Annotated in this window: 18 protein-coding genes; 8 read left to right on the top strand and 10 right to left on the bottom strand. The window is 69.7% G+C overall.

All coding sequences use genetic code 11. The features are described from left to right. Positions 1–10: 10 nt before the first annotated feature. Positions 11–904, bottom strand: coding sequence for a M56 family metallopeptidase (locus EP757_RS32555; protein WP_127552237.1), 894 nt, complete (start codon positions 902–904; stop codon positions 11–13). A gap of 88 nt (positions 905–992) precedes the next feature. Here EP757_RS32555 and EP757_RS32550 point away from each other — a divergent pair, with 88 nt between their 5' ends. Both EP757_RS32550 and EP757_RS32545 read left to right on the top strand, forming a co-directional pair. Beyond that, positions 993–1,412: a hypothetical protein gene (locus EP757_RS32550; RefSeq protein ID WP_127552236.1), complete on the top strand. Its 420-nt coding sequence runs from the start codon at positions 993–995 to the stop codon at positions 1,410–1,412. A gap of 64 nt (positions 1,413–1,476) precedes the next feature. Continuing rightward, on the top strand, positions 1,477–2,061 hold the full coding sequence (locus EP757_RS32545) for a sugar O-acetyltransferase (protein ID WP_127552235.1): 585 nt from the start codon (positions 1,477–1,479) through the stop codon (positions 2,059–2,061). Here the strand turns inward: EP757_RS32545 and EP757_RS32540 are convergent, their stop codons facing one another. After that, positions 2,062–4,830 carry an AAA family ATPase gene (locus EP757_RS32540; RefSeq protein ID WP_127552234.1) on the bottom strand — a complete coding sequence of 923 codons (2,769 nt, stop codon included), beginning with the start codon at positions 4,828–4,830 and terminating at the stop codon, positions 2,062–2,064. It abuts the gene before it with no gap. A 53-nt stretch (positions 4,831–4,883) separates the two neighbouring features. After that, positions 4,884–5,036: a hypothetical protein gene (locus tag EP757_RS43030; RefSeq protein ID WP_160165945.1), complete on the bottom strand. Its 153-nt coding sequence runs from the start codon at positions 5,034–5,036 to the stop codon at positions 4,884–4,886. Positions 5,037–5,256: 220 nt separating this feature from the next. Between EP757_RS43030 and EP757_RS32535 the strand changes: the two genes are divergently transcribed. After that, the gene (locus EP757_RS32535) at positions 5,257–6,087 is read left to right on the top strand and encodes an oxidoreductase (protein WP_127552233.1); all 831 of its coding nucleotides are present in this window, start codon (positions 5,257–5,259) and stop codon (positions 6,085–6,087) included. A gap of 10 nt (positions 6,088–6,097) precedes the next feature. Continuing rightward, positions 6,098–6,751, top strand: coding sequence for a TetR family transcriptional regulator (locus EP757_RS32530; RefSeq protein WP_127552232.1), 654 nt, complete (start codon positions 6,098–6,100; stop codon positions 6,749–6,751). Here EP757_RS32530 and EP757_RS32525 read toward each other — a convergent pair. Continuing rightward, complete coding sequence (locus EP757_RS32525; protein WP_232050113.1) at positions 6,745–7,713, bottom strand: trypsin-like serine protease; 969 nt, start codon at positions 7,711–7,713, stop codon at positions 6,745–6,747. The two genes, EP757_RS32530 and EP757_RS32525, sit on opposite strands and share 7 nt — an antisense overlap. Positions 7,714–7,954: 241 nt before the next feature. On the opposite strand from EP757_RS32525, the gene EP757_RS32520 reads away from it, so the two are divergent. Further along, a complete protein-coding gene (locus EP757_RS32520; protein ID WP_127552231.1) occupies positions 7,955–8,176 on the top strand; it encodes a hypothetical protein in 222 nt (73 codons plus the stop codon). On the opposite strand, the gene EP757_RS32515 is transcribed toward EP757_RS32520, so the two are convergent. Then, on the bottom strand, positions 8,173–9,021 hold the full coding sequence (locus EP757_RS32515; RefSeq protein ID WP_127552230.1) for a serine hydrolase: 849 nt from the start codon (positions 9,019–9,021) through the stop codon (positions 8,173–8,175). The genes EP757_RS32520 and EP757_RS32515 overlap by 4 nt on opposite strands. Beyond that, positions 9,018–9,485 carry an SAM-dependent methyltransferase gene (locus tag EP757_RS32510; protein WP_127552229.1) on the bottom strand — a complete coding sequence of 156 codons (468 nt, stop codon included), beginning with the start codon at positions 9,483–9,485 and terminating at the stop codon, positions 9,018–9,020. Before EP757_RS32510 ends, EP757_RS32515 begins: the two co-directional genes overlap by 4 nt. Positions 9,486–9,730: 245 nt before the next feature. Between EP757_RS32510 and bluB the strand changes: the two genes are divergently transcribed. After that, the gene (bluB, locus tag EP757_RS32505; RefSeq protein WP_127554540.1) at positions 9,731–10,369 is read left to right on the top strand and encodes a 5,6-dimethylbenzimidazole synthase; all 639 of its coding nucleotides are present in this window, start codon (positions 9,731–9,733) and stop codon (positions 10,367–10,369) included. Here the strand turns inward: bluB and EP757_RS32500 are convergent. After that, positions 10,347–11,051 carry a hypothetical protein gene (locus EP757_RS32500; protein WP_197725430.1) on the bottom strand — a complete coding sequence of 235 codons (705 nt, stop codon included), beginning with the start codon at positions 11,049–11,051 and terminating at the stop codon, positions 10,347–10,349. The genes bluB and EP757_RS32500 overlap by 23 nt on opposite strands. Before the next feature lie 1,343 nt (positions 11,052–12,394). On the opposite strand from EP757_RS32500, the gene EP757_RS32495 reads away from it, so the two are divergent. After that, a complete protein-coding gene (locus EP757_RS32495; protein ID WP_127552228.1) occupies positions 12,395–12,793 on the top strand; it encodes a hypothetical protein in 399 nt (132 codons plus the stop codon). A 137-nt stretch (positions 12,794–12,930) separates the two neighbouring features. On the opposite strand, the gene EP757_RS32490 is transcribed toward EP757_RS32495, so the two are convergent. Beyond that, complete coding sequence (locus EP757_RS32490) at positions 12,931–14,670, bottom strand: aminotransferase class V-fold PLP-dependent enzyme (protein WP_370457713.1); 1,740 nt, start codon at positions 14,668–14,670, stop codon at positions 12,931–12,933. Positions 14,671–14,707: 37 nt separating this feature from the next. Continuing rightward, a complete protein-coding gene (locus tag EP757_RS32485; RefSeq protein WP_127552227.1) occupies positions 14,708–15,853 on the bottom strand; it encodes an endonuclease in 1,146 nt (381 codons plus the stop codon). A gap of 386 nt (positions 15,854–16,239) precedes the next feature. On the opposite strand from EP757_RS32485, the gene EP757_RS32480 reads away from it, so the two are divergent. Beyond that, positions 16,240–17,352 carry a hypothetical protein gene (locus EP757_RS32480; RefSeq protein WP_127552226.1) on the top strand — a complete coding sequence of 371 codons (1,113 nt, stop codon included), beginning with the start codon at positions 16,240–16,242 and terminating at the stop codon, positions 17,350–17,352. Here the strand turns inward: EP757_RS32480 and EP757_RS32475 are convergent. Continuing rightward, the gene (locus EP757_RS32475; RefSeq protein WP_127552225.1) at positions 17,252–18,046 is read right to left on the bottom strand and encodes a hypothetical protein; all 795 of its coding nucleotides are present in this window, start codon (positions 18,044–18,046) and stop codon (positions 17,252–17,254) included. The genes EP757_RS32480 and EP757_RS32475 overlap by 101 nt on opposite strands. Positions 18,047–18,068: the final 22 nt, after the last annotated feature.

Genomic DNA, 18,068 nt, shown 5'->3' with positions numbered 1-18,068 from the left:
AATCCGGCCCTCAGGGGTGAATGACTGCCGCGTGGAGCAGTTCGCCCAGGTCGTAAGCCGCCTCGCCGGTCCAGATCAACGAGAAGGCGGCCAGGGCGACGGGGAGCGCGCAGAGGATCGCGCCGGCGCGCCAGACCGTCGGCCGCAACAGGTGACGAACCCGGCGGGGAACCACACCGCCCGCTGCGTGAAGCCCGATGACCTGCGGTTTCGTCGTCGCCAGCGCGGCGATGCCGATCGCCTGCGCGACTGTCCTGCGGGAACCCACCACCAGCGCGGCCCGCTCGTCGGCGGCGCGCTCCACCAGATAGTCGACCTGCCGGGTGACCCACCAGAGCGCCGGATGGGCGGCCGCGGCGAGCGCGCTGATCCGCACGAGACGATGATGGCGACTGTCGAGGTGATCTTGCTCATGTGCGAGCAGTGCCCGGAACTGATCATCGTCGAGAGCGTCCCGCATGCCGGTCGTGACGACGATATGACCAGGCTTTCCCGGTACGGCGTAAGCGTGAGCGGCGGGATCGTCCAGCATGATCAGCGGCTCGGCCACCGGCATCCGGGCCAGGGCGAACATCGTGCGCTGCTGCACGTGGACTCGGACGATGGAGATCAACGCGGCGGTGAGCAGGACGACGCTCAGCCACGACACCCACGGCTCGCGGGCCGTGTCGTCCGCCACCACCTGCGCCGACCAGCCGAAATCGCGGCCCAGCGGCGGGATCTCGGCGAACGCCTTCACCGCGAAGACGGCCAGGTTGATCAGGCTGGCCAGCGCGGCGCCCGCTGCCGACCAGGCCACCGCCGTCGCGGCCAGGCCCGGCTTGAGGTGCTCGGCCAGCAGCCGGACGGCGATCACCAGCAGGGGAGGGATCACGATGACGGAAACCAGGAAGTGGTCGAACATCGCCGTGTCGTCCTCTCGCGCTTCTCCGGGCCGCTCTTTTCGGGGCTGCGCCCACGGTAGCCGCCGGGCGCTCTGGCAGGATCACCACGTGAGTGACCTGCTGAAGACCCACATCCAGAACGTGCTGGAGTCCAACCACGCCGACGCCGCCAAGATCCAGGCGCGCATCGAGGAACTGGAGAGTCAGGGGCACCGGATCGTCACCGGCGGCCAGATGGACGACGACGTCTGGGACATCATCGACTACCGGACCAACGAGATCCTCGCCGCGGGCAACGACGGCGCCGAGGGCTTCGAGGCCGCCGGCAAGGATCTCGACCCGTCGGACGAGTGGATCCACTACGACCGGATCCTCGAAGATCTCGGCATCGACTACGTGACGGCCGACGGCCTGCCCGAGAGCCTCGCCAACGTGATCGAGGACTGGGCCCTCTCCGAGGAGCCGGACGAGGTGGCCGCCTTCATCGGCTGGCCGGTCGAGAAGGTGGAGGAATACCAGGCTCTGTGAGTGCCGCGAGGGCCGGGGCGTGCGGCGCCCCGGCCCTGCTTCCCCGGACGCATAGGGTGGGATCATGCACGAAGAGGTTCTGAACCGGATCCGGCAGGGGCGGCTCTACACCGAGTCCGAGGCGGCGTTCCAGAATCCGCTGCGGCGGGCGGATCTGATCTTCGCGTACAACAGCACCCGTCCGGGGGAGGCCGAGCAGCGGCGCTCGCTGCTCGAGAGGATCCTCGGGTCGGTCGGGGCGCGGACCGTGCTGCTCTCGCCGTTCCACGCCGGCTTCGGCAGCAACGTCCACATCGGCGACGACTTCTTCGGCAACGTGAATCTCACGTTCGTCGATGACGTGGAGATCCGGATCGGTCACGGCGTCATGATCGCGCCGAGCGTCACGCTGACCACCACCGGACATCCGGTTCACCCGGATCTGCGGGAGGACTTCCGGCGGTTCTCCGAGCCGATCGTGATCGAGGACAAGGTGTGGATCGGGTCGAACGTGGTCGTGCTCCCCGGAGTGCGCATCGGGTACGGCGCTGTCATCGGCGCCGGCAGCGTGGTGTCGCGCGACATCCCCGCCATGACGGTGGCGATGGGCGTGCCGTGCCGCGTGGTCCGCGACATCACCGACGAGGACCTCAAGACCCGGAACCCCTGATCAGGACCGGTCACGAATCGCGGCTGCCAGCTCGCGCCGCGAGGTGATGCCGAGCTTCGCGAAGATCTTGCGTAGGTGCCACTCGACCGTCCGCGGACTGAGGAAGAGGGCGGCGGCGATCTCCGGGTTGGTGTGCCCGCGGGCCGCCAGCTGCGTGATCGCCTGCTCCTGCGCGGTCAGTTCGACACGGCCGCCGCCGGCACGTTTCGGGACGGATTCGCCGGTGGCGGCGAGTTCGCGTTCGGCGCGGGCGGCCAGGAACCGGGCGCCGATCGTGGAGAGCGCCTCGTGGGCGGCCCGCAGTTCGACCCGTGCTTCGGCCCGCCGGTTCTGCCGCCGCAGCCACTCCCCGAAGAGCAGCCGAGCCCGATACCCCTGAACAGCCGTCTCCGGTACGGACAACAGCCCGATGGCCGACCGGAAACACTCCTCGATTCCCGAACCCGGCGATGGCGTCGCGCCGTGGGCCGCGACGGATGCCCCGGCCAGCGCGTCGGCCAGTGCCTGCAACCCACGCGCCGTCCCGGTGGGCGTCACCGAGGTCCGCTCCCGCAGCAGATCACGGGCCTCGGCCGCCGCGACCGCGTCACCGGCATAGGCGGCGGCCTCCACCAGCTCGCGCAGAGCCCATGTGGCCAGGGCGAGTTCCCCGTGCGCGTACGTGTCCCGAGCCGCTTCCACCGCCGCCGGATATTCGCCGAGACCGTTGCCGAGCACGGCCCGGGAGCGGGTGGCCAGGGTATAGAGGCGCCCGTCCCCGCGGTCGACGGCGTCCTGCACCTTCGCGTCGAAGAGGGCGCGCACCTCAGGGGCGGGTCCCGCGTACCCGGCCAGGTGCAGGCGGGAAAGCTGGTAGACGGTGGCGCCGGTCGCTGACGACACCGCGTCCGCCTCGGTGAGCAGGTCCTCGGCCTCGCTGAACCGGGCCGCGTCGATCAGGCTGTTGGAACGGATCGAGAGGGCGTCGGTGAGCAGCTGCAACGCCCCGCTCTCCCGGGCCACCCGGATCGACTGCGCGGTGATCCGGTAGGCGAGGTCGACGCGGAACATCTCGTAGGCCACCGCGGCGGCCAGCCACACATGTCCGAGATCGCCGTCGTCGGAGATGGCGTCGAGGGCACGATTCATGGCGGGTGCGGCGGCGGCCCGCCCATCAAGGACCCAGGACACCAGCGCCGCGAGCAGTAGATCGGGAAATGTCGTACTCGTCGCCACCAGCGAGCCTCGCGCCGCCTCCGCCGCGACCCTCAAGTCGTCGGCACCGAAACGACCCGCATACATCGCCGCCCCGACCGCCATCAGGAACGTGTCCCGGGCAGCCGCAGGCGAGAGCGTCTGCAGCCGCCGCGCCGCAGCGAGCAGTGGCGGCCCGGCAGCCCGGCCATGGTGGAGCCGGAACGCGACCCGCGCCCGCAGACTCTCCACCGTCGCCTGGGCGAGCGGCTTCAGCGGACCCATCTCGGCGGCGGCGAGCAGGTCGGGCACCGACCCGTAGGCGCCGGCGTCCGCGCGCGCCGAGGCAGCCGATACGAGCAGCTCGCCGCGGCGTACCGGATCGGGGTCCAAGGAAGCGGCCCGCTCCAGGAACGCGGCCGCCGCCGACCAGCCACCACGGGCGAGGGCACGCCCGGCGGACCGTTCCAACTCGGCGGCGACGGTGGCGTCCGGCCCGAGCGAGGCATGTGCCCGATGCCACGCCCGCCGATCAGGATCGGTCTCCGGATCGGTCACGGCGGCGAGGGCGGCGTGCACCGCGCGCAGGTCGGGCCCGGTGCCGGAGCGCCAGGCGGCGGAGCGGACCAGCGGGTGCCGGAATCGCACCTGCGCGCCGAATTCGATCAGGTCGTCGGACTCGGCCGGCGCCGCGTCGGCGGGTCCGAGGCCCAGCCGTTCCAGGGCGCGCCACAGCAGCTGCGGGTTGCCGACCGGCTCGACCGCCGCGACCAGCAGTACCGTGCGAGCCTCCGCCGGGAGGGCCGCGATCCGCCGCTGAAAGCCCTGTTCCATCCGGCTGTCCAGCGGTGCCGTGCTCGCTCCGGCGAACCCGAACGCCAGCTCGGCGGGGGAGAGACCGCGCGGCAGCTCGCGCAGGGCGAGCGGGTTGCCACGGGTCTCCGAGACGATCCGGTCGCGGATGTGCGAGGCGACCGGCCCGGTGAGGACGGAGTCGAGGAGAGCGCGGGCGTCGGCGTACGCCAGACCCTCGACCGCCATCTCGGGCAGCCCGCTGAGGACCGGGGAGTCACGTACCGCGAAGACGAGCGCGACCGATTCCGCCGACAGCCGCCGGGCCACGAACCCGAGGATCAGCGCGGACGCGTCGTCGACCCACTGCGCGTCGTCGACGATGCAGACCAGTGGTTGCCTGCGGGTGGCCTCGCCGAAGAGCCCGAGCACGCCGAGCCCGAGCACCAGCGTCTCCGGTGGCGGGCCGGACGCGAGCCCGAAGGCGGTGGCCAGGGCGGCCCGCTGCGGTTCGGCGAGCGCGTCGAGCGCATGGAGTGAGGCGACCGCGTCGAGGCCGCCGAGCAGGGGAGCACAGAGCTGCTGCAGCACCGAGTAGGCGATCTCGGACTCGGACTCGATCCCGGACACGCGCAGCACCCGGGCGAAACCGGCCCGCCCGGCCAGGTGCCCCAGCAGCGACGTCTTGCCGGTGCCGGCCTCGCCGCGCAGCACCAGGGCACGGCTCTGCCCGGACCGTACCGCCTGCAGCAGCCCGTCGAGGACGTCGCGTTCCCGCTGCCGCCCGACCAGTTCGTCCCCCACCGATGTCCCCCCGTCGCAGAGAGGCTAGATCAACGCACCGGTGGGGGAGAAGTTCATCCCACGGGACCGGGAAGTGCCGGCCGGTCCTCCGCGTCCCGGTCGGAGGACGGATCACGATGAGTGATCGGGGCGGGCGGGACGATCACCTGGGCCAGGCGGGCGTCGGGCTGGATCGAGGGAAAGGTCAGACGTTCGAACTTTGCCATGCCGCGACGATCGGACGCTCAGGCCTCGACTTGAGGATTCTCCGCACCTCGTCGACGGCGCGTCGCCGACGAGGTGCAGCAGCCACCCCATCCCCGGGCCCGGCCGCGCCCCGGGCCGGAGCGGTTCAGGCGACGCCGGTCACGTGCGACGGCGGTCACTCGGCGGCAATAAGAGGCCACTGGCCTCTTATTGTGGAGGAAGCCTCGAAGGGAGCACGACATGAGCAAGGTTTGGCTGATCACCGGAACGTCCCGCGGCCTGGGCAAGCAGCTCGCCGCGACGGCCCTGGCCGCCGGTCACCGGGTGGTCGCGACCGCCCGCCGCCCCGAGCAGCTGGAAGACCTGATCAAGACCTACGGCGACCGGGTACGCACGACAGCACTCGATGTCACCGACCCGGCCGCGGCGACGGCGGCCGTCGCCGCCGCGCTGACCGCGTTCGGCCGTCTCGACGTGCTGGTGAACAACGCCGGCTACGCGGACGTCGCGTCGATCGAGGACATGCCGGCCGACGAGTTCCGGGCGCAGATCGACGCCAATTTCTTCGGCGTCGTCAACGTGACCCGTGCGGCGCTTCCCGCGATGCGCGCCCAGGGCGCCGGCCACATCATCCAGGTCTCGTCGGTGGGCGGCCGGGTCGGCGGTCCCGGCCTCGGCGCCTACCAGTCGGCGAAATGGGCGGTGGGCGGCTTCTCCGAGGTCCTCGCGAAGGAGGTCGCCGGGTTCGGCATCAAGGTGACGATCGCCGAGCCGGGCGGCATGCGCACCGACTGGGCCGGCACGTCCATGGCCGAGCACCCGGTCAGCGACGCCTACCGCCCGGTCATCGAGCCGGTGGTCGCGCGGTTGCGGGCCGCCGACGGCCGGCAGCCCGGTGACCCGGCCCGGATCGCGCAGGTCCTCGTCGACCTGGTCGAGCACCCGCAGCCGCCGGTTCACCTGCTGCTCGGCGCCGACGCGGTCGCCGTGGCCCGCGCCCAGAGCGAAGCCCTGACCGCTTCCGACGACACCTGGCGGGCCGTGAGCGAATCGGTCACCTACACCGGATAACGTCGGCCCGGTGACGTCAGCGGATTTCCAGCGCGCCCGCAGCCCGGAACAGCGGGAGGCCCGCCGCCGCGCCATTCTCGACGCGGCGGCCGGGCTGCTGACCGAGATCCCGCTCACCGACGTCAGCCTGCGCGAGCTGGCCCGTCGTGTCGGCCTCTCGAAGACCAACGTGGTGCGCTATTTCGAGACCCGCGAGGCCGTCTTCTTCGCCCTGCTCAACCAGGAGTTCGACGGATGGCTGACCGAGCTGCCGGACCGCCTCCCGGAATCCGATCCCCTCGCCGTCGCCGATGCGCTGGCCCGCTCGCTCGCCACCCGCCCGCTTCTCTGTGAGCTCTGGAGCGCGCTCGGCGCCGAACTCGAACGCAACATCTCCGCGGATGCGGCGCGCGCTTTCAAGCTCGCTCACGCCGAGCTTCAATCACGCTTGGCGGAGCTTCTGACCGTACGAGCGGAAGCCCTGCCCATCGACGCCGCGCGAGAGTTCACGGCTCTGCTGATCCTGCTGGTAGCGGGCCTGTGGCCGTTCGCCAACCCGTCCCCGGCGGTCGCCGAGGCGGTCCGGGATCCGCGGCTGGCGCAGTCCCGTGTCGATTTCACCGCCCGCCTGTCCCGCGCCCTGCGGGTGACGATGACCGGCCTGCTGACCCTCGGCCCTCAATAGCGCCGCCGACCGCGATAGCGCCGTGTGCTGCGGGCGGCCAGTGCGATCGCGATGGTCGCCGCGAAGATCACCGGAATCGACAGCAACGTCATCGGCGGCAGTGTGAACGCGGCGTTCGCGGGGGCGGCCTGCGGGCTCTCCCGTGTCCGTGACGGTTTCGCCGAGGGCTTCGCCGACGGTTTCACCGCCGCCGCCAGATCCGACTTGATGACCTTCAGGATCCAGGGCGCCACCGCGTCGACCCGGGTGGCGATGTCCGGCCCGGTGTGCGGGCAGGAAGGCCCCCGGCTGACCACCCCGACAACCGTGGCGACACCGTTCTTCTCGGTGAAATAGGGTCCACCGGAATCCCGCTCGCACGGGCTGGTGCTGGCCTTGGGGGAGACCCCGGAGAGCCCCATCTCGGTCTTCTCGATCCCGCCGATCCGGAACTGCCCGGTCCGCAGGCGATCAGGTGTCTTCTTGCTCGTCGCCTTCGTGAACCCGTATCCGACGAGCCGCGCCTTCTGCCCGGCCGCCGGTTTCTTCCGGTTCAGCTTCAGCGGCGTGATGTCGGTGATCGCCCGGTCGAGCCGGGCCAGGGCGACGTCCGCCGAACCGTGCTGCCGGACCTCGACCACCTCCGCGAGGTGCCCGTCCTCACCGGTCAGATCGGTACGCCCGACCGCCGCGAGCGATTCCTCGGCGACCGGCCGATCGACCCGGTCACCGTTCTCGTCCTGGAAGCAGTGACCGGCCGTGAGCACCCAGTGCGGCGAGACGAGCCCACCGGAACAGGAGCTGTCGCGGCTGCCGCCGTCACTGGTCGGGATCCCGTTGTCGATCAGCTTGACCGCGAACGGGTACCGCCCGTCGGGCACGCTCTCCCCGTTCGCGATCGCCTCGGCAGGGGCGGCCGCCATGAGCGCCCCCACCGGAATCGCGAGGAGCGCCGCGAGCGCCTTCCACATCGTCGTCGTCACCGTCCGTGGAGCGTAGGTGGCCTCGGCAAGTCCCCGGCGGGGCCGTGCACCTACCCTCCCTGACGATCGAGACGCGAATTCCGTTCAACGAAGTGCTCCACCCAACCCGAGCTGCACCAGAGAGCGGCACCACGACCCTCCCGTCTGGAAGATCGATCTACCGTCCGGGAGTCCTCCGAGCGGATTGTGACCGCCCTGACTACCGCGCATGACGGCTCCTGCCCTCGGGTAAGCGCGGGCCATGGCAGACGAGACCTTGATCAGGATCCGGGCGGCCGCTGAGGCCTACGCCGAAGCGGTCCGGCAGACGCAGCGCTACTTCGACCGGATCGACGACACCACCGATCCGAGCGTGCTGATCGAATACGCCGACCTGGTCCGCAACGAGGAAGCCGCGCAGGCCGACCGCCTCGACGCGCTCACCGCGGCCGGCCTGCGCGCCGAGAGCTTCGACGAGGACTAGAAGAGCCCTTCCACGGTACGGGGGTCCGTACGCTCCGTATTGCTCAGCACCACGACGCGGCGGTCGACGGCCGGGATCCTTCCGGCCAGCGCCTTGAATCCCTGGTTGTGTCCCGTGTGGTACCAGCACGGCCGGCCGTCGACCTCGCCCACGAACATCCCGTATCCATAGCCGCCGGCCCGCTCGGTGAGCATCAGTGCCCGGGAACGCTCACTCAGCAGCTCGTCCGTGGTGAGCGCGTCGAGCCAGGTCAGCAGGTCATGGGCGGTGGACCAGAGGTCGCCGGCGCCCATGCCGGTCACGTCGAGTTCCCAGCTGGGCACCTCATTGCCGTCCGCGTCGTGCCCTCGCGCGACATCGGGCTCGTCGAGCGCGGCGTTCCCGGCGAACGTCCTGGTCAGCCCGAGCGGTGTGAAGATCCGGTCGGCGAGGAATCCACGGTAGGGCGTGCCGGCGGTCCGCTCGACCACGTGCGCGAGCAGGACGTATCCCGGGCTGCTGTAGGCCCACCCGTCCCCGGGCGGGAACAGCGGCGGCCGGCTGCGGAACGTCTCCAGTAGCCGCTCAGGAGCGTCCTCGGCTTCGAGGTCGGTCTCCGGATAGTCATGCCAGTGACCGATTCCGGCCGTGTGCGTCAGCAGCTGGTGCAGCGTGATGGGCGGCCATCCGCCGATCCAGCGCCCCAGATCGTCGTCGAGTGCGAGCGCGCCCTTCTCCGCGAGCAGCAGCACGGCCGCCGCGGTGAACTGCTTGCTCACCGACGCGATCTGGTAGCGGGTGTCGCTCGTGTCGTCGACGAGCACCTCATCGCCCTGCTTGGCGAGGATCTCGGTGCGCACGGTCATGGCTGGTAGTACCCCGCCATCATCTCGGTGACCCGCGCCGGCTGCTCGACGCGGGCCGGGCTGAACTCCGCCATCGCCGGCTTGACGTCGATCACCGGTGTGCCGTCGACGGCGTCGAGCCCGCGCACGGTCAGCTCACGCCCGCGCACCGCCTCGATCGCGCAGGTCGTCACGCCGATCCGGTTGGGCCGCCGGGGACCCCGCCCCGCGAAGATCCCCATCGGCGGCAGATCGTCCCGCCCGCGGTAGGGCCGTGGCTCCCGGTAGTCGTCCAGCTCGTCCAGCCGGTCGAACACGAACAGCACCTCGACGTGCGAGAACCCGTCGAGCCCCAGCAGGCACTCATCCCCGAACCGCTCGTCGACGACGATCGTGCTCGTCACCGCACCCCAGTTGTCGGTGTGCTGAACATCGGTACGCCCGTTACGCACGACCCCGACAGCAGTGATCTCAAACGCCACCATCCTGTGAACCTATAGAACCACGGCGGGAGTCATCGACCCTCTTCGCTAGGATCTTGGGTGTTTGGGTTTCGCGCCCGCTGGGTAGGCGCGACCCGCCATTCGCCACCCAGCCCTGGAGGACTCGTGGAACCGGCTCCGTCGCCGCGCGGCACCCGCATCCGCAGACCGGGCCGCCGATCGTCGTGCGGTGTCCGGCGGCGGACGATCTGGGCGCCACCGGACCGCCGGCCCCGGCGCCGCCCGAGGTGAGCGACATCTACGAGGTCATCCACCGCCGCCGGGACGTACGCGGCCAGTTCACCGGCGAGCCCATCCCCGACGACGTGCTCGCGCGAGTGCTGGCCGCCGCCCACGCCGCGCCCAGCGTCGGACTCTCCCAGCCGTGGGACTTCATCCTGATCCGTTCCGCGGCGACCCGCGCCGCCTTCCACGAGCACGTGATGCACGAGCGCGACGTGTTCGCGGCGACGCTGCCCGACTCCTCGTCCTTCGAGAAGATCAAGATTGAGGGTGTACGGGAGTCCACACTGTCGATCGTCGTGACGTACGACCCGGACCGCGGCAGCCCCGCCGTGCTGGGCCGGCACGCCATCGCCGACGCCGGGCTCTACTCGGTCTGCCTCGCCATCCAGAACCTGTGGCTCGCCGCCACAGCAGAGTCCCTGGGCGTCGGGTGGGTGTCGTTCTACCGCGAGTCGTTCGTACAGGAAATGCTCGGAATTCCTCCGTCCGTGCGGCCTGTCGCGTGGCTCTGCCTAGGGCCGGTCACCCACCTGGAATCCACCCCGGACCTGGAACGGCACGGCTGGCGCCGCCGAACCCCGTGGCAGGAAGCGGTCCACAGCGAGCGCTGGCCGTCGTTCACCCCCGGCCGCGAGGATTAGGGACCTGCGGCTTGCCGTTCTGACCGGCCTTGTTCCCGTTGTGCCCGGCCTGGCTCGTCGGTCCGTCATGGCTCTTCGCTCCGGCCTGGGGCGTGGCTTGCCGCGCGAGGGCCGTGACCTGGGCGGCGGCGCGGTCGCGGGCTATCCGTGCCAGGCGGGCCGCCGTACCCGGGTTGATCCGGCTGCCGCCCGCCACCAGCAGCTTGTCCAGGTCACGGTCGGTGGTGATCAGGCAGGTGGTGGGCACGCCGTGGGTGCTCAGCGCGCCGCTCCCGGTGAACGCGAGGACCGGCGTGACCGGCACGTTGACCCCGGCGGCGGCGGAGATCGCGGCGGCGGCACGGCTGGCGGCCCGGCGAGCCTCCGCCACGTACGGCAGGCGCCTCCCACTGATCTGCACCACATCCCCGACGATCAGCACCCGGAACAGCCCCTGATCGGCGACGGTGACCGCATAGACCCCGCCCGGCCCGATCGCCAGGAACCCGGCCCGCGCCCGAACCGGGTCGTTCTCGTCGTGCCGCCGCGACAGCCCGGTCTGCGACCAGTCGACGATGTGCCAGCTCTCCCCGAGCCGCCCGAGCCGCCCGAACGCCCGTGCCCCGGCCACCTCGAGCCGGCGATCGACGTGGTCGGCCCGGCGGCGCCGGGCCCACTCCGCAGGTGACAGTCTGGTAGACATCCGACCACGGTAACGCCCGCCCCAAAGCCACCCGTTCCGTACACGCCGGGCGAAAAGTCCAGCCTGCTGACGCCAGGCCGCGGCGACGATCGCGGCCCGGCATTCCTCCACGCGTCGAGCGTAGTGTTTTGTTTACCGGGCCACGGAGAATTTCTCGATATGAAGAATGGCGCTTCATGTTCGCCGATCTTGATGTGGGAGAATAGGGTTGCGGGCATGGCGCAGATGGCGATGTTTCCCGTAGCGCACTTGCGGGACCGAACCCTGCGCCGCAATTATTCACCGGCAGCCGAACAATTCCGTCGAGAGCACAAGAGGCACCGAGAGTGGGGCTTGACCCAACGCCACGAGCGGCGCCTTCGCCAACTGCGGCCCGACCCGAATGGGTGTCCGCCCCCGGTTGAGCCGTCGCTGGTTGAGTCGTTACGGGTCGAGCCGTTGCTTGTTGAGCCGTTACCGGTCGAGTCGCCGCCGGTTGAGCCGTCGCCGGTCGGGTCCTCGCCGGTTCGTCGGCCGCCGGTCCAATCGCTGCTGGCCGAGTCGCTGCGGGTTCAGCCGTCTTCGGTCGTGCCGTCACGGGTCGAGCCGTCACCGGTTCGCCGGCCGCCAGTCCAGCCACCACCAGCTAAGCAGGCACTTACTCAGTTGCCGCCACCAGCTCAGTTACCGCCACCAGCTCAGTTACCGTCAACGGCCCCGTCGGCTCAGTCGGCATCGCTCTCGGCGGATCCGGTTCAGTCGCCATGGTTTCGACCGGGACCGGCTCGGTTGGCATTGCTCTTGGCGGATCCGGTCCACCGCACCCTGCGGTCCGCACCACCACCCGGCTTGCCATGGTTTCGGCCAGGACCGGCTCGGTCGGCATCGCACTTGGCGGCTCCGGTCCAGGCGCCATGGTTTCTGGCAGCGCTGGCTCAATCGTCATCGCTTCTGGCGGCACCGGTCCGGTCACCATCGCTCCTGCTGGCGCCGGCTCGGCCGACATCGACATGGGCGCACCCGGCAGTGCTTGTTGAACTGCCTTCGGTTCGAGGCTTGGCGGTTGCTCAGGCGCCGGGCGTTCGACCTGCGGTGCCTGCCGACGAGGGAACTCTTGGGTGCCGCGCGAATTGCCTTTCTTGGCGAAATCTTGGACGTTTGAGGGGTCTTGCCCGGCGCGCTCGGAACGGTGACTTCATCCTAACACCGGAATGTGGCGATCGCGGGCCTCCTGCAATGGTGGAAAGCCGCCCCCGGCTTTCGTCTTTCGTGAATTCCTGCGCCTTATACTTCTGCGGTGATCTTGAGGTGGGAGTCGTTGGAGGGTGGGGCTAGCGGTGAGTGAAGGCGGGGATGACTACTGGGTGACGCTCAGCGTCGGGTATGAGGTCGGCGGGAGGTGGCCGGACGGGTTCGACGATGTGTTGTTCGCGGTGGCTGATCTCCTCAATGAGGACCCGGGCTGGCATGGCTGGTGGCGGCGTGGTGGGTACCGGAGCTTTCAGGTGCTTCTGCGGTACGTGGCGGCGGAGCCGGGCGCGGATGAGTTCTGGGTCGACGGCTCGGTTGTCGGGGCGGAGGTGGTCGTCGGCGGGGAAGGGATTGCGGAGCTTGACGCCGTTGATCGGGTCGAGCGGGTCCGGCGGGATGTGGGGACGGTGATCGACGGCGTTCGGACGTGGCTCGGGTTGGAGGGCGCCCCGGAGCTTCCGTCGGTGACGGAGATTGTGCGGGCTGCTGAGGAAGCCGAATACGACGGCTGAGGTCGGCCCCCGAAGTGAGGAACCGGCGAGGTTGGGCCTGCGAGGTGAGAGACGGCGAGGGTGGGCCTGCGAGGCGAAGGGCCCCGCGAGGGTTGGGGCTGCGAGCTGAGGGCCCGCGAGGTGAGGGACGGCGAGGGTTAGGCGGAGGGCGGTAGGCAGGCGTCGGGGAGGAGGAACCAGCGGAGTTTTTCGAAGGCAGGGGGGAGGTCCAGGTGGGTGCCGTCGGGTGGCAGGGGTCGGCTGGTCAGGAGGGCGCGGGCCTCGGTCAAGTAGCCGGCCAGCGCTTCTTCGCCGGTTGAGCCGGTTGAGCTGGCCGAGTCGGTTGAGCCGGTTGAGCTGGTCGGGTCGGGCGGGGTGGGCGCGGCGGTCAGGGTGGTTGGGGCTGGTGGGGTGGTCACCGTGCCGTCGGGGTTCAGGCGCAGGTCGGCGAGGCGGAGGGTGGGGTGGGTGTGGCGGAGGTGGGTCCAGCGGCCGGTTCGGGGGTCGAAGCGGTACTCCGGTAGGAGACGGGAGCCGTGGGTGGCGATCAGGAGCACGGCTTCGATCAGGTAGTCGGCTTCGGTGTCGGAGATGAAGTAGTTGAGGTTGAGGCGGCTCCAGCCCGGCTTGATGCCCTCCCAGCCGTCGACGATCTCGCCCCGGAATTCGCGGGAGTGGGCCTCGTCGATGCCGAGCAGGCGGTGGCCGTAGGGGCCGGCGCAGGAGCAGCCGCTGCGGGCCTGGATGCCGAAGAGGTCGTTGAGCAGGGCCGCTACGTAGTTGTGGTGCAGGTAGCGGTCGCCGGCCCGGATCTGGAAGGAGACGATGGAGAGACGTTCGGCATCGAGGTCGCCGAGGATCTCGATGGCCGGTGACGCCGCCCAGCGGGAACGGGCTCGCTGCCAGAGGGCGTGCTCGCGTTCCTTGATGAGGTCGGTGCCGACCGCGTTCTTCACGGCGAAGACCAGGCCGGCGCGGATCGACTCGACGATGGCCGGGGTGCCGCCCTCCTCGCGGGCCACCGGGTCGGTGAGGTAGCGGTGGCCGGTCGGGTCGACGTAGGCGACGGTGCCGCCGCCCGGGATGACCGGGACACGGTTCGTCATCAGCCTGCGGTCGATGACCAGGACGCCCGGGGTCTGCGGGCCGCCGGCGAACTTGTGCGGAGAGAGGAAGATCGCGTCCTTGTCGGCCATCGTGATCGGGACGTAGGGGCCGGCGGCCGCGTAGTCCCAGACGGAGAGGGCGCCGTGGTCGCGCAGCACCTTCGAGACCGCCGCGGTGTCGGTGAGGATGCCGGTGACGTTGGAGGCGGCGGAGAAGCTGCCGATCCGCAGCGGGCGGTCCCGGTAGGCGATGAGGGCTTCCCGGAGCACGTCGAGGTCGACGTGGCCGGTGTGGTCCGACTCGATCTCGACGACGTCCGCGACGGATTCGCGCCAGGGGAGTTCGTTGGAGTGGTGCTCGTAGGGGCCGACGAACACCACCGGCCGCTCGGCGGCCGGAATCAGGGAGCTCAGGGCGTACGAATCATCGAGCCTCTCCGGAATCCGCAGGCCCAGAATCCCGGCGAGCTTGGCGACGGCCGCCGTCGCCCCCGAACCGCAGAAGATCACCACGTGGTCGGGGCCGGCGCCGACGCTCTGGTGGATGATCGAGCGGGCCTCCTCGCGCAGCGCGCCCGTCTGCGCGCCGGTGGCCGAGGCCTCGGTGTGCGTGTTGGCGTAGCGGGTCAGGACCTGGTCGCGGATGAAGTCCTCGACGAAGTCCAGGGCCTGTCCTGACGCTGTGTAATCGGCGTAGGTGATCCGGCGGGGTCCGAACGGGCCGTCCAGCACCTGACCGGCGCCGGACAGCCCTTCGCGGATTCGTCGCAGCAGCATAGGAACGATGTTCACCTTTTCGATCGGAAAACACCATGCCCCGCCGCTCCCGTCAACCGAAGATCGAACTCACCCACTCCGGGTGATCGATGAACGGGTTCCGGTTGTGCTGGTACGAGGCGTAGATGATCTGGTTGCGGTTCTTCTCGGCCGCGTCCGGCGGATCCTGCGTGTTCCAGGCCAGCAATGTCGAGAGCTTGCCCAGGTACGGGTTGGAGCCGTTGCTGACCGTGTTGTTCACTTCGAGGTCGGCGAAGCCGTCGCCGCCCTCGTACCGGACCGCCATGTAGAAGATCATGCGCGCGACGTCGCCTTTCACCGCGTTACGCGGCTCCCACGAGTCGGCGTCGGTGTAGTTGCCCGAGGCGCCGGAGACCGCGCTGCCCCCGTTGTCGAAGTCCTTGTTACCGCGCGTCGAGTTGATCGTGACGTCTTCCGGCCGCAGGTGGTGCAGGTCGGTGCCGGGCCCGTTGCCGGTGCCGAAGTCGCCGTGTGACTGCGCCCAGACGTGCTCGCGGTTCCAGTTGCCGCTGCTGCCGCCGTTCAGCGTCTTCGATCGGCTGGTCCCGGAGTAGAGCAGGATGACGTTGGAGGAGTTCGCCGGGTCCTGGTCGGTGACTTTGAGGGCGTTCCAGACGGCGTCGTAGGAGATCGTCGTGACATTCGACGAGATAATGCCATGCAGGGCCGTTTTCAGTGATGAACCCGATTTGCCCGACGCGGCGGCATAGTAACCGTCCGTCGACGCGGTAGCGGTCGGCGTCACGGTCGGTGACGAAGACGATGACGACGACATCGCCGTCGGCGACTTCAGCCCCGCGTGCGAGAAGTAGGCCGTCAACGTCCCGGTCACCGAGATCCGCTTACCGATCAGCGACGGGTTCGACAGGAGTCCGAACGATGCCCGGTACGAGCTCGTGACCTGCACGTACAGCATCTTGCCGGTGCCGGTCTCGGAGGCGCTGTCGGCCAGGGCGATCGCCGTGTCACCGGTGAAGCCGCTGAACCGGACGGTGCTGGTCGCGGTCGGTTCACCGACGACGTACCCGATCACCGTCCCGGTCCCGCTCTGGCTGCTGATCGCCTGGGCGACGGTGAGCGCCACGGCCGCCGTGGCCGGTGTCGTGATCATGGAGAAGAGCAGGGCCACGACTGCCACCAGGGCGGGGGTCGCGACCATCAGCACGCGTCGGGGCATCGAGGACTCCGTTCGCCGGTCTGTATAGACAACCCTGATTCTGGGTGAGGCATCCATCGATGCATCCATACCATCTGCCCCCTCTCACGATCCGCATCGATGGTCTTACATTGATCTCGTCGGCGGGCGGAGAATGCGTTCATCCGTCCGGGAGGGGTCATGCGCTTCCGACTATCGCTCCTGCTCCTGGTGGGTGGCCTGCTGAAGCCGCCCCCGGGTTGGATGATGTCTCACTTCAAGCGTCAGCCCAGGCCGAACCGCTGGTATTACCAGTGCGGGGCCTGTGAGGCGGTCCGTGACTTCGCGCGAAAGCCCCGCAAGACGCCGCACTGCAAGAACGACGGGCAGTTCATGAGGCTGATCTACCGGCCGGGAGGCTGAGCCGCATGCTGGGTGGACTTGTGCAGGCGGGTTCCAAGGCGCTCGGTGGTGATCGGTTCAGCCTGGTCGGTCTGTTGCCGACCACGCTTCTGGTGGGGTGGGTCGCCTTCCTGACGGTGTCGGGTCTCTACCGTGGAGACCGGGTCGATCTGAGCGGCATCGTCGCCACCGTCGGAAAGAGCGCGGGATGGGCCGTGTTCGCGGTGTTCGGCATCTTCGTCATCGCGGTGTTGCTCCGGCCGCTCCAGATTTCGCTGGTGTGGATGCTGGAGGGCTACTGGGACCGGAACCCTGTCCTCAAATGGCTGGAGCCGGTGGCTGTCGAATGGCACCTCCGCCGCCGTCATTCGGCGGAGGTGATCGCGAATGACGGGGTCGGCGACCCTCCGGCCGGGCGGCACCTGCAGAGCGTGATCGAGGACCATCAGCGCCTGCGTGCGTGGGGGATCCGCCGGGCCAGGGCCGAGGAGCGCATCAGCCGATATCCCGAGGACCGGGTCGCTCAGGAGATCGATGACCCGGGGCCGCTGGGCGTGGAGCCGGCCGACGAGATCCGGCTGATGCCGACGATGCTCGGCAACGCGCTGCGCAAGGGTGAAGACGACGCCGGCGACCGGTACGGGCTGGACTTCCCGGCCATCGCTCCGCGCCTGTATCCGCACCTCTCCGACAAGATCAGCAAGGAGATCGCCCGCAACCTCGACGTGATGGAGACCGGTGCCGCGCTGACCGTCGTGTTCCTTCTGTCGGCAGCGTGTTCCGTTCCGCTGCTGTGGCGTGGTGACCTCTGGGCGGCGGCGGTTCCGGTGGCGCTCGTTCTCGCGCTGCTCGCCTACTTGGGGACTCTCCGGACGGCTCGCGAGCACGGGTTGCTTCTCTCGGCCGCCGTCGACCTGCACCGGTTCGACATGCTGGCGAAACTTCGCTACCGACTCCCGGAGACGGTCGACGAGGAGTGGCGGTTGAACCGTGCGCTCTCCGCGTTCCTGGGGGCGGACAGCGACAAGGCCTACCTCATCATGGCGCGTTATCGCTACGCGCACGTCCCGGACCCGACAACGGCTGTCGCTTCGCCGGTCGCCGGCGACGCGGAGGGGCAGGCGGCGCCGGCTGGCTGAGGCGGAGCTCTCCGCGGAAGCCCTGGATGTTGAGGATGACGAGCTTATCGATCTCCTCATCTGCGCCGGGTGGATCGCTCCGCGACACCGAGCCGTGCCCCCGGATGCCCTTGGCGAGGTGTGCCCGGCCGACCCGGACGTGCCAATCGGCCGGCAGCAGGAGATGAAGATGGCCGCCCAGCATGGTGATGTCGACGGTCACGTCGTCCTCACCGAGCGGATATTCACAGGCGGTGAGATCCACTGAGATGTCACCCAGGAGGCTGCGGAGAACCAGCTTGACCGGCGCCCGGCCACGCAGGCGGCTGTGCGACGGCCAGATGACGGAGGTGCGGATCCATTCCGGCGAGGCTTCGCTCTCGGCCGCGAACCGTCCGCCGACGGCGAGAAGCAGGCCGCCGATGATCAGCGTCGCGGGCGCCACCAGGTTCAGGGGAAGCCGGATGGTGGCGTCGAGCTGAAAAACGATCACCGCGCAGCAGCCCGCCAGCAGCGACAACGGTCCGGCGAGCCGGCCTCGGGGAACGGCGGCTCGTGCGAGCAGGAGAACCGCGGCGCCGGCACCGGCGAAAGGCAGGGCGCGCCAGAGCAGCAGTGTCGCGTCGCCCAGCGCTTCGGCACCGCCGGCTGCCCAGGTGGCGCCGATCGCGACGGCGAGGACACCGATCGCCACGCGAAGCCGACGGAAGCTCACATTGACGGATTATCATGAGTTC

It is taken from the genome of Actinoplanes sp. OR16, from assembly GCF_004001265.1.
In the GTDB taxonomy this organism is placed as follows: domain Bacteria; phylum Actinomycetota; class Actinomycetes; order Mycobacteriales; family Micromonosporaceae; genus Actinoplanes.
This window is presented reverse-complemented; position numbering and strand designations above follow the sequence as displayed.

What these genes read in the sequence shown, in the direction of transcription:
- EP757_RS32555 (WP_127552237.1), bottom strand. Translation starts at nt 904, where the DNA reads ATGTTCGACCACTTCCTGGTTTCCGTCATCGTGATCCCTCCCCTGCTG.
- EP757_RS32545 (WP_127552235.1), top strand. Translation starts at nt 1,477, where the DNA reads ATGCACGAAGAGGTTCTGAACCGGATCCGGCAGGGGCGGCTCTACACC.
- EP757_RS43030 (WP_160165945.1), bottom strand. Translation starts at nt 5,036, where the DNA reads ATGGCAAAGTTCGAACGTCTGACCTTTCCCTCGATCCAGCCCGACGCC.
- EP757_RS32535 (WP_127552233.1), top strand. Translation starts at nt 5,257, where the DNA reads ATGAGCAAGGTTTGGCTGATCACCGGAACGTCCCGCGGCCTGGGCAAG.
- EP757_RS32520 (WP_127552231.1), top strand. Translation starts at nt 7,955, where the DNA reads ATGGCAGACGAGACCTTGATCAGGATCCGGGCGGCCGCTGAGGCCTAC.
- EP757_RS32515 (WP_127552230.1), bottom strand. Translation starts at nt 9,021, where the DNA reads ATGACCGTGCGCACCGAGATCCTCGCCAAGCAGGGCGATGAGGTGCTC.
- EP757_RS32510 (WP_127552229.1), bottom strand. Translation starts at nt 9,485, where the DNA reads ATGGTGGCGTTTGAGATCACTGCTGTCGGGGTCGTGCGTAACGGGCGT.
- EP757_RS32500 (WP_197725430.1), bottom strand. Translation starts at nt 11,051, where the DNA reads ATGTCTACCAGACTGTCACCTGCGGAGTGGGCCCGGCGCCGCCGGGCC.
- EP757_RS32485 (WP_127552227.1), bottom strand. Translation starts at nt 15,853, where the DNA reads ATGCCCCGACGCGTGCTGATGGTCGCGACCCCCGCCCTGGTGGCAGTC.
- EP757_RS32480 (WP_127552226.1), top strand. Translation starts at nt 16,240, where the DNA reads ATGCTGGGTGGACTTGTGCAGGCGGGTTCCAAGGCGCTCGGTGGTGAT.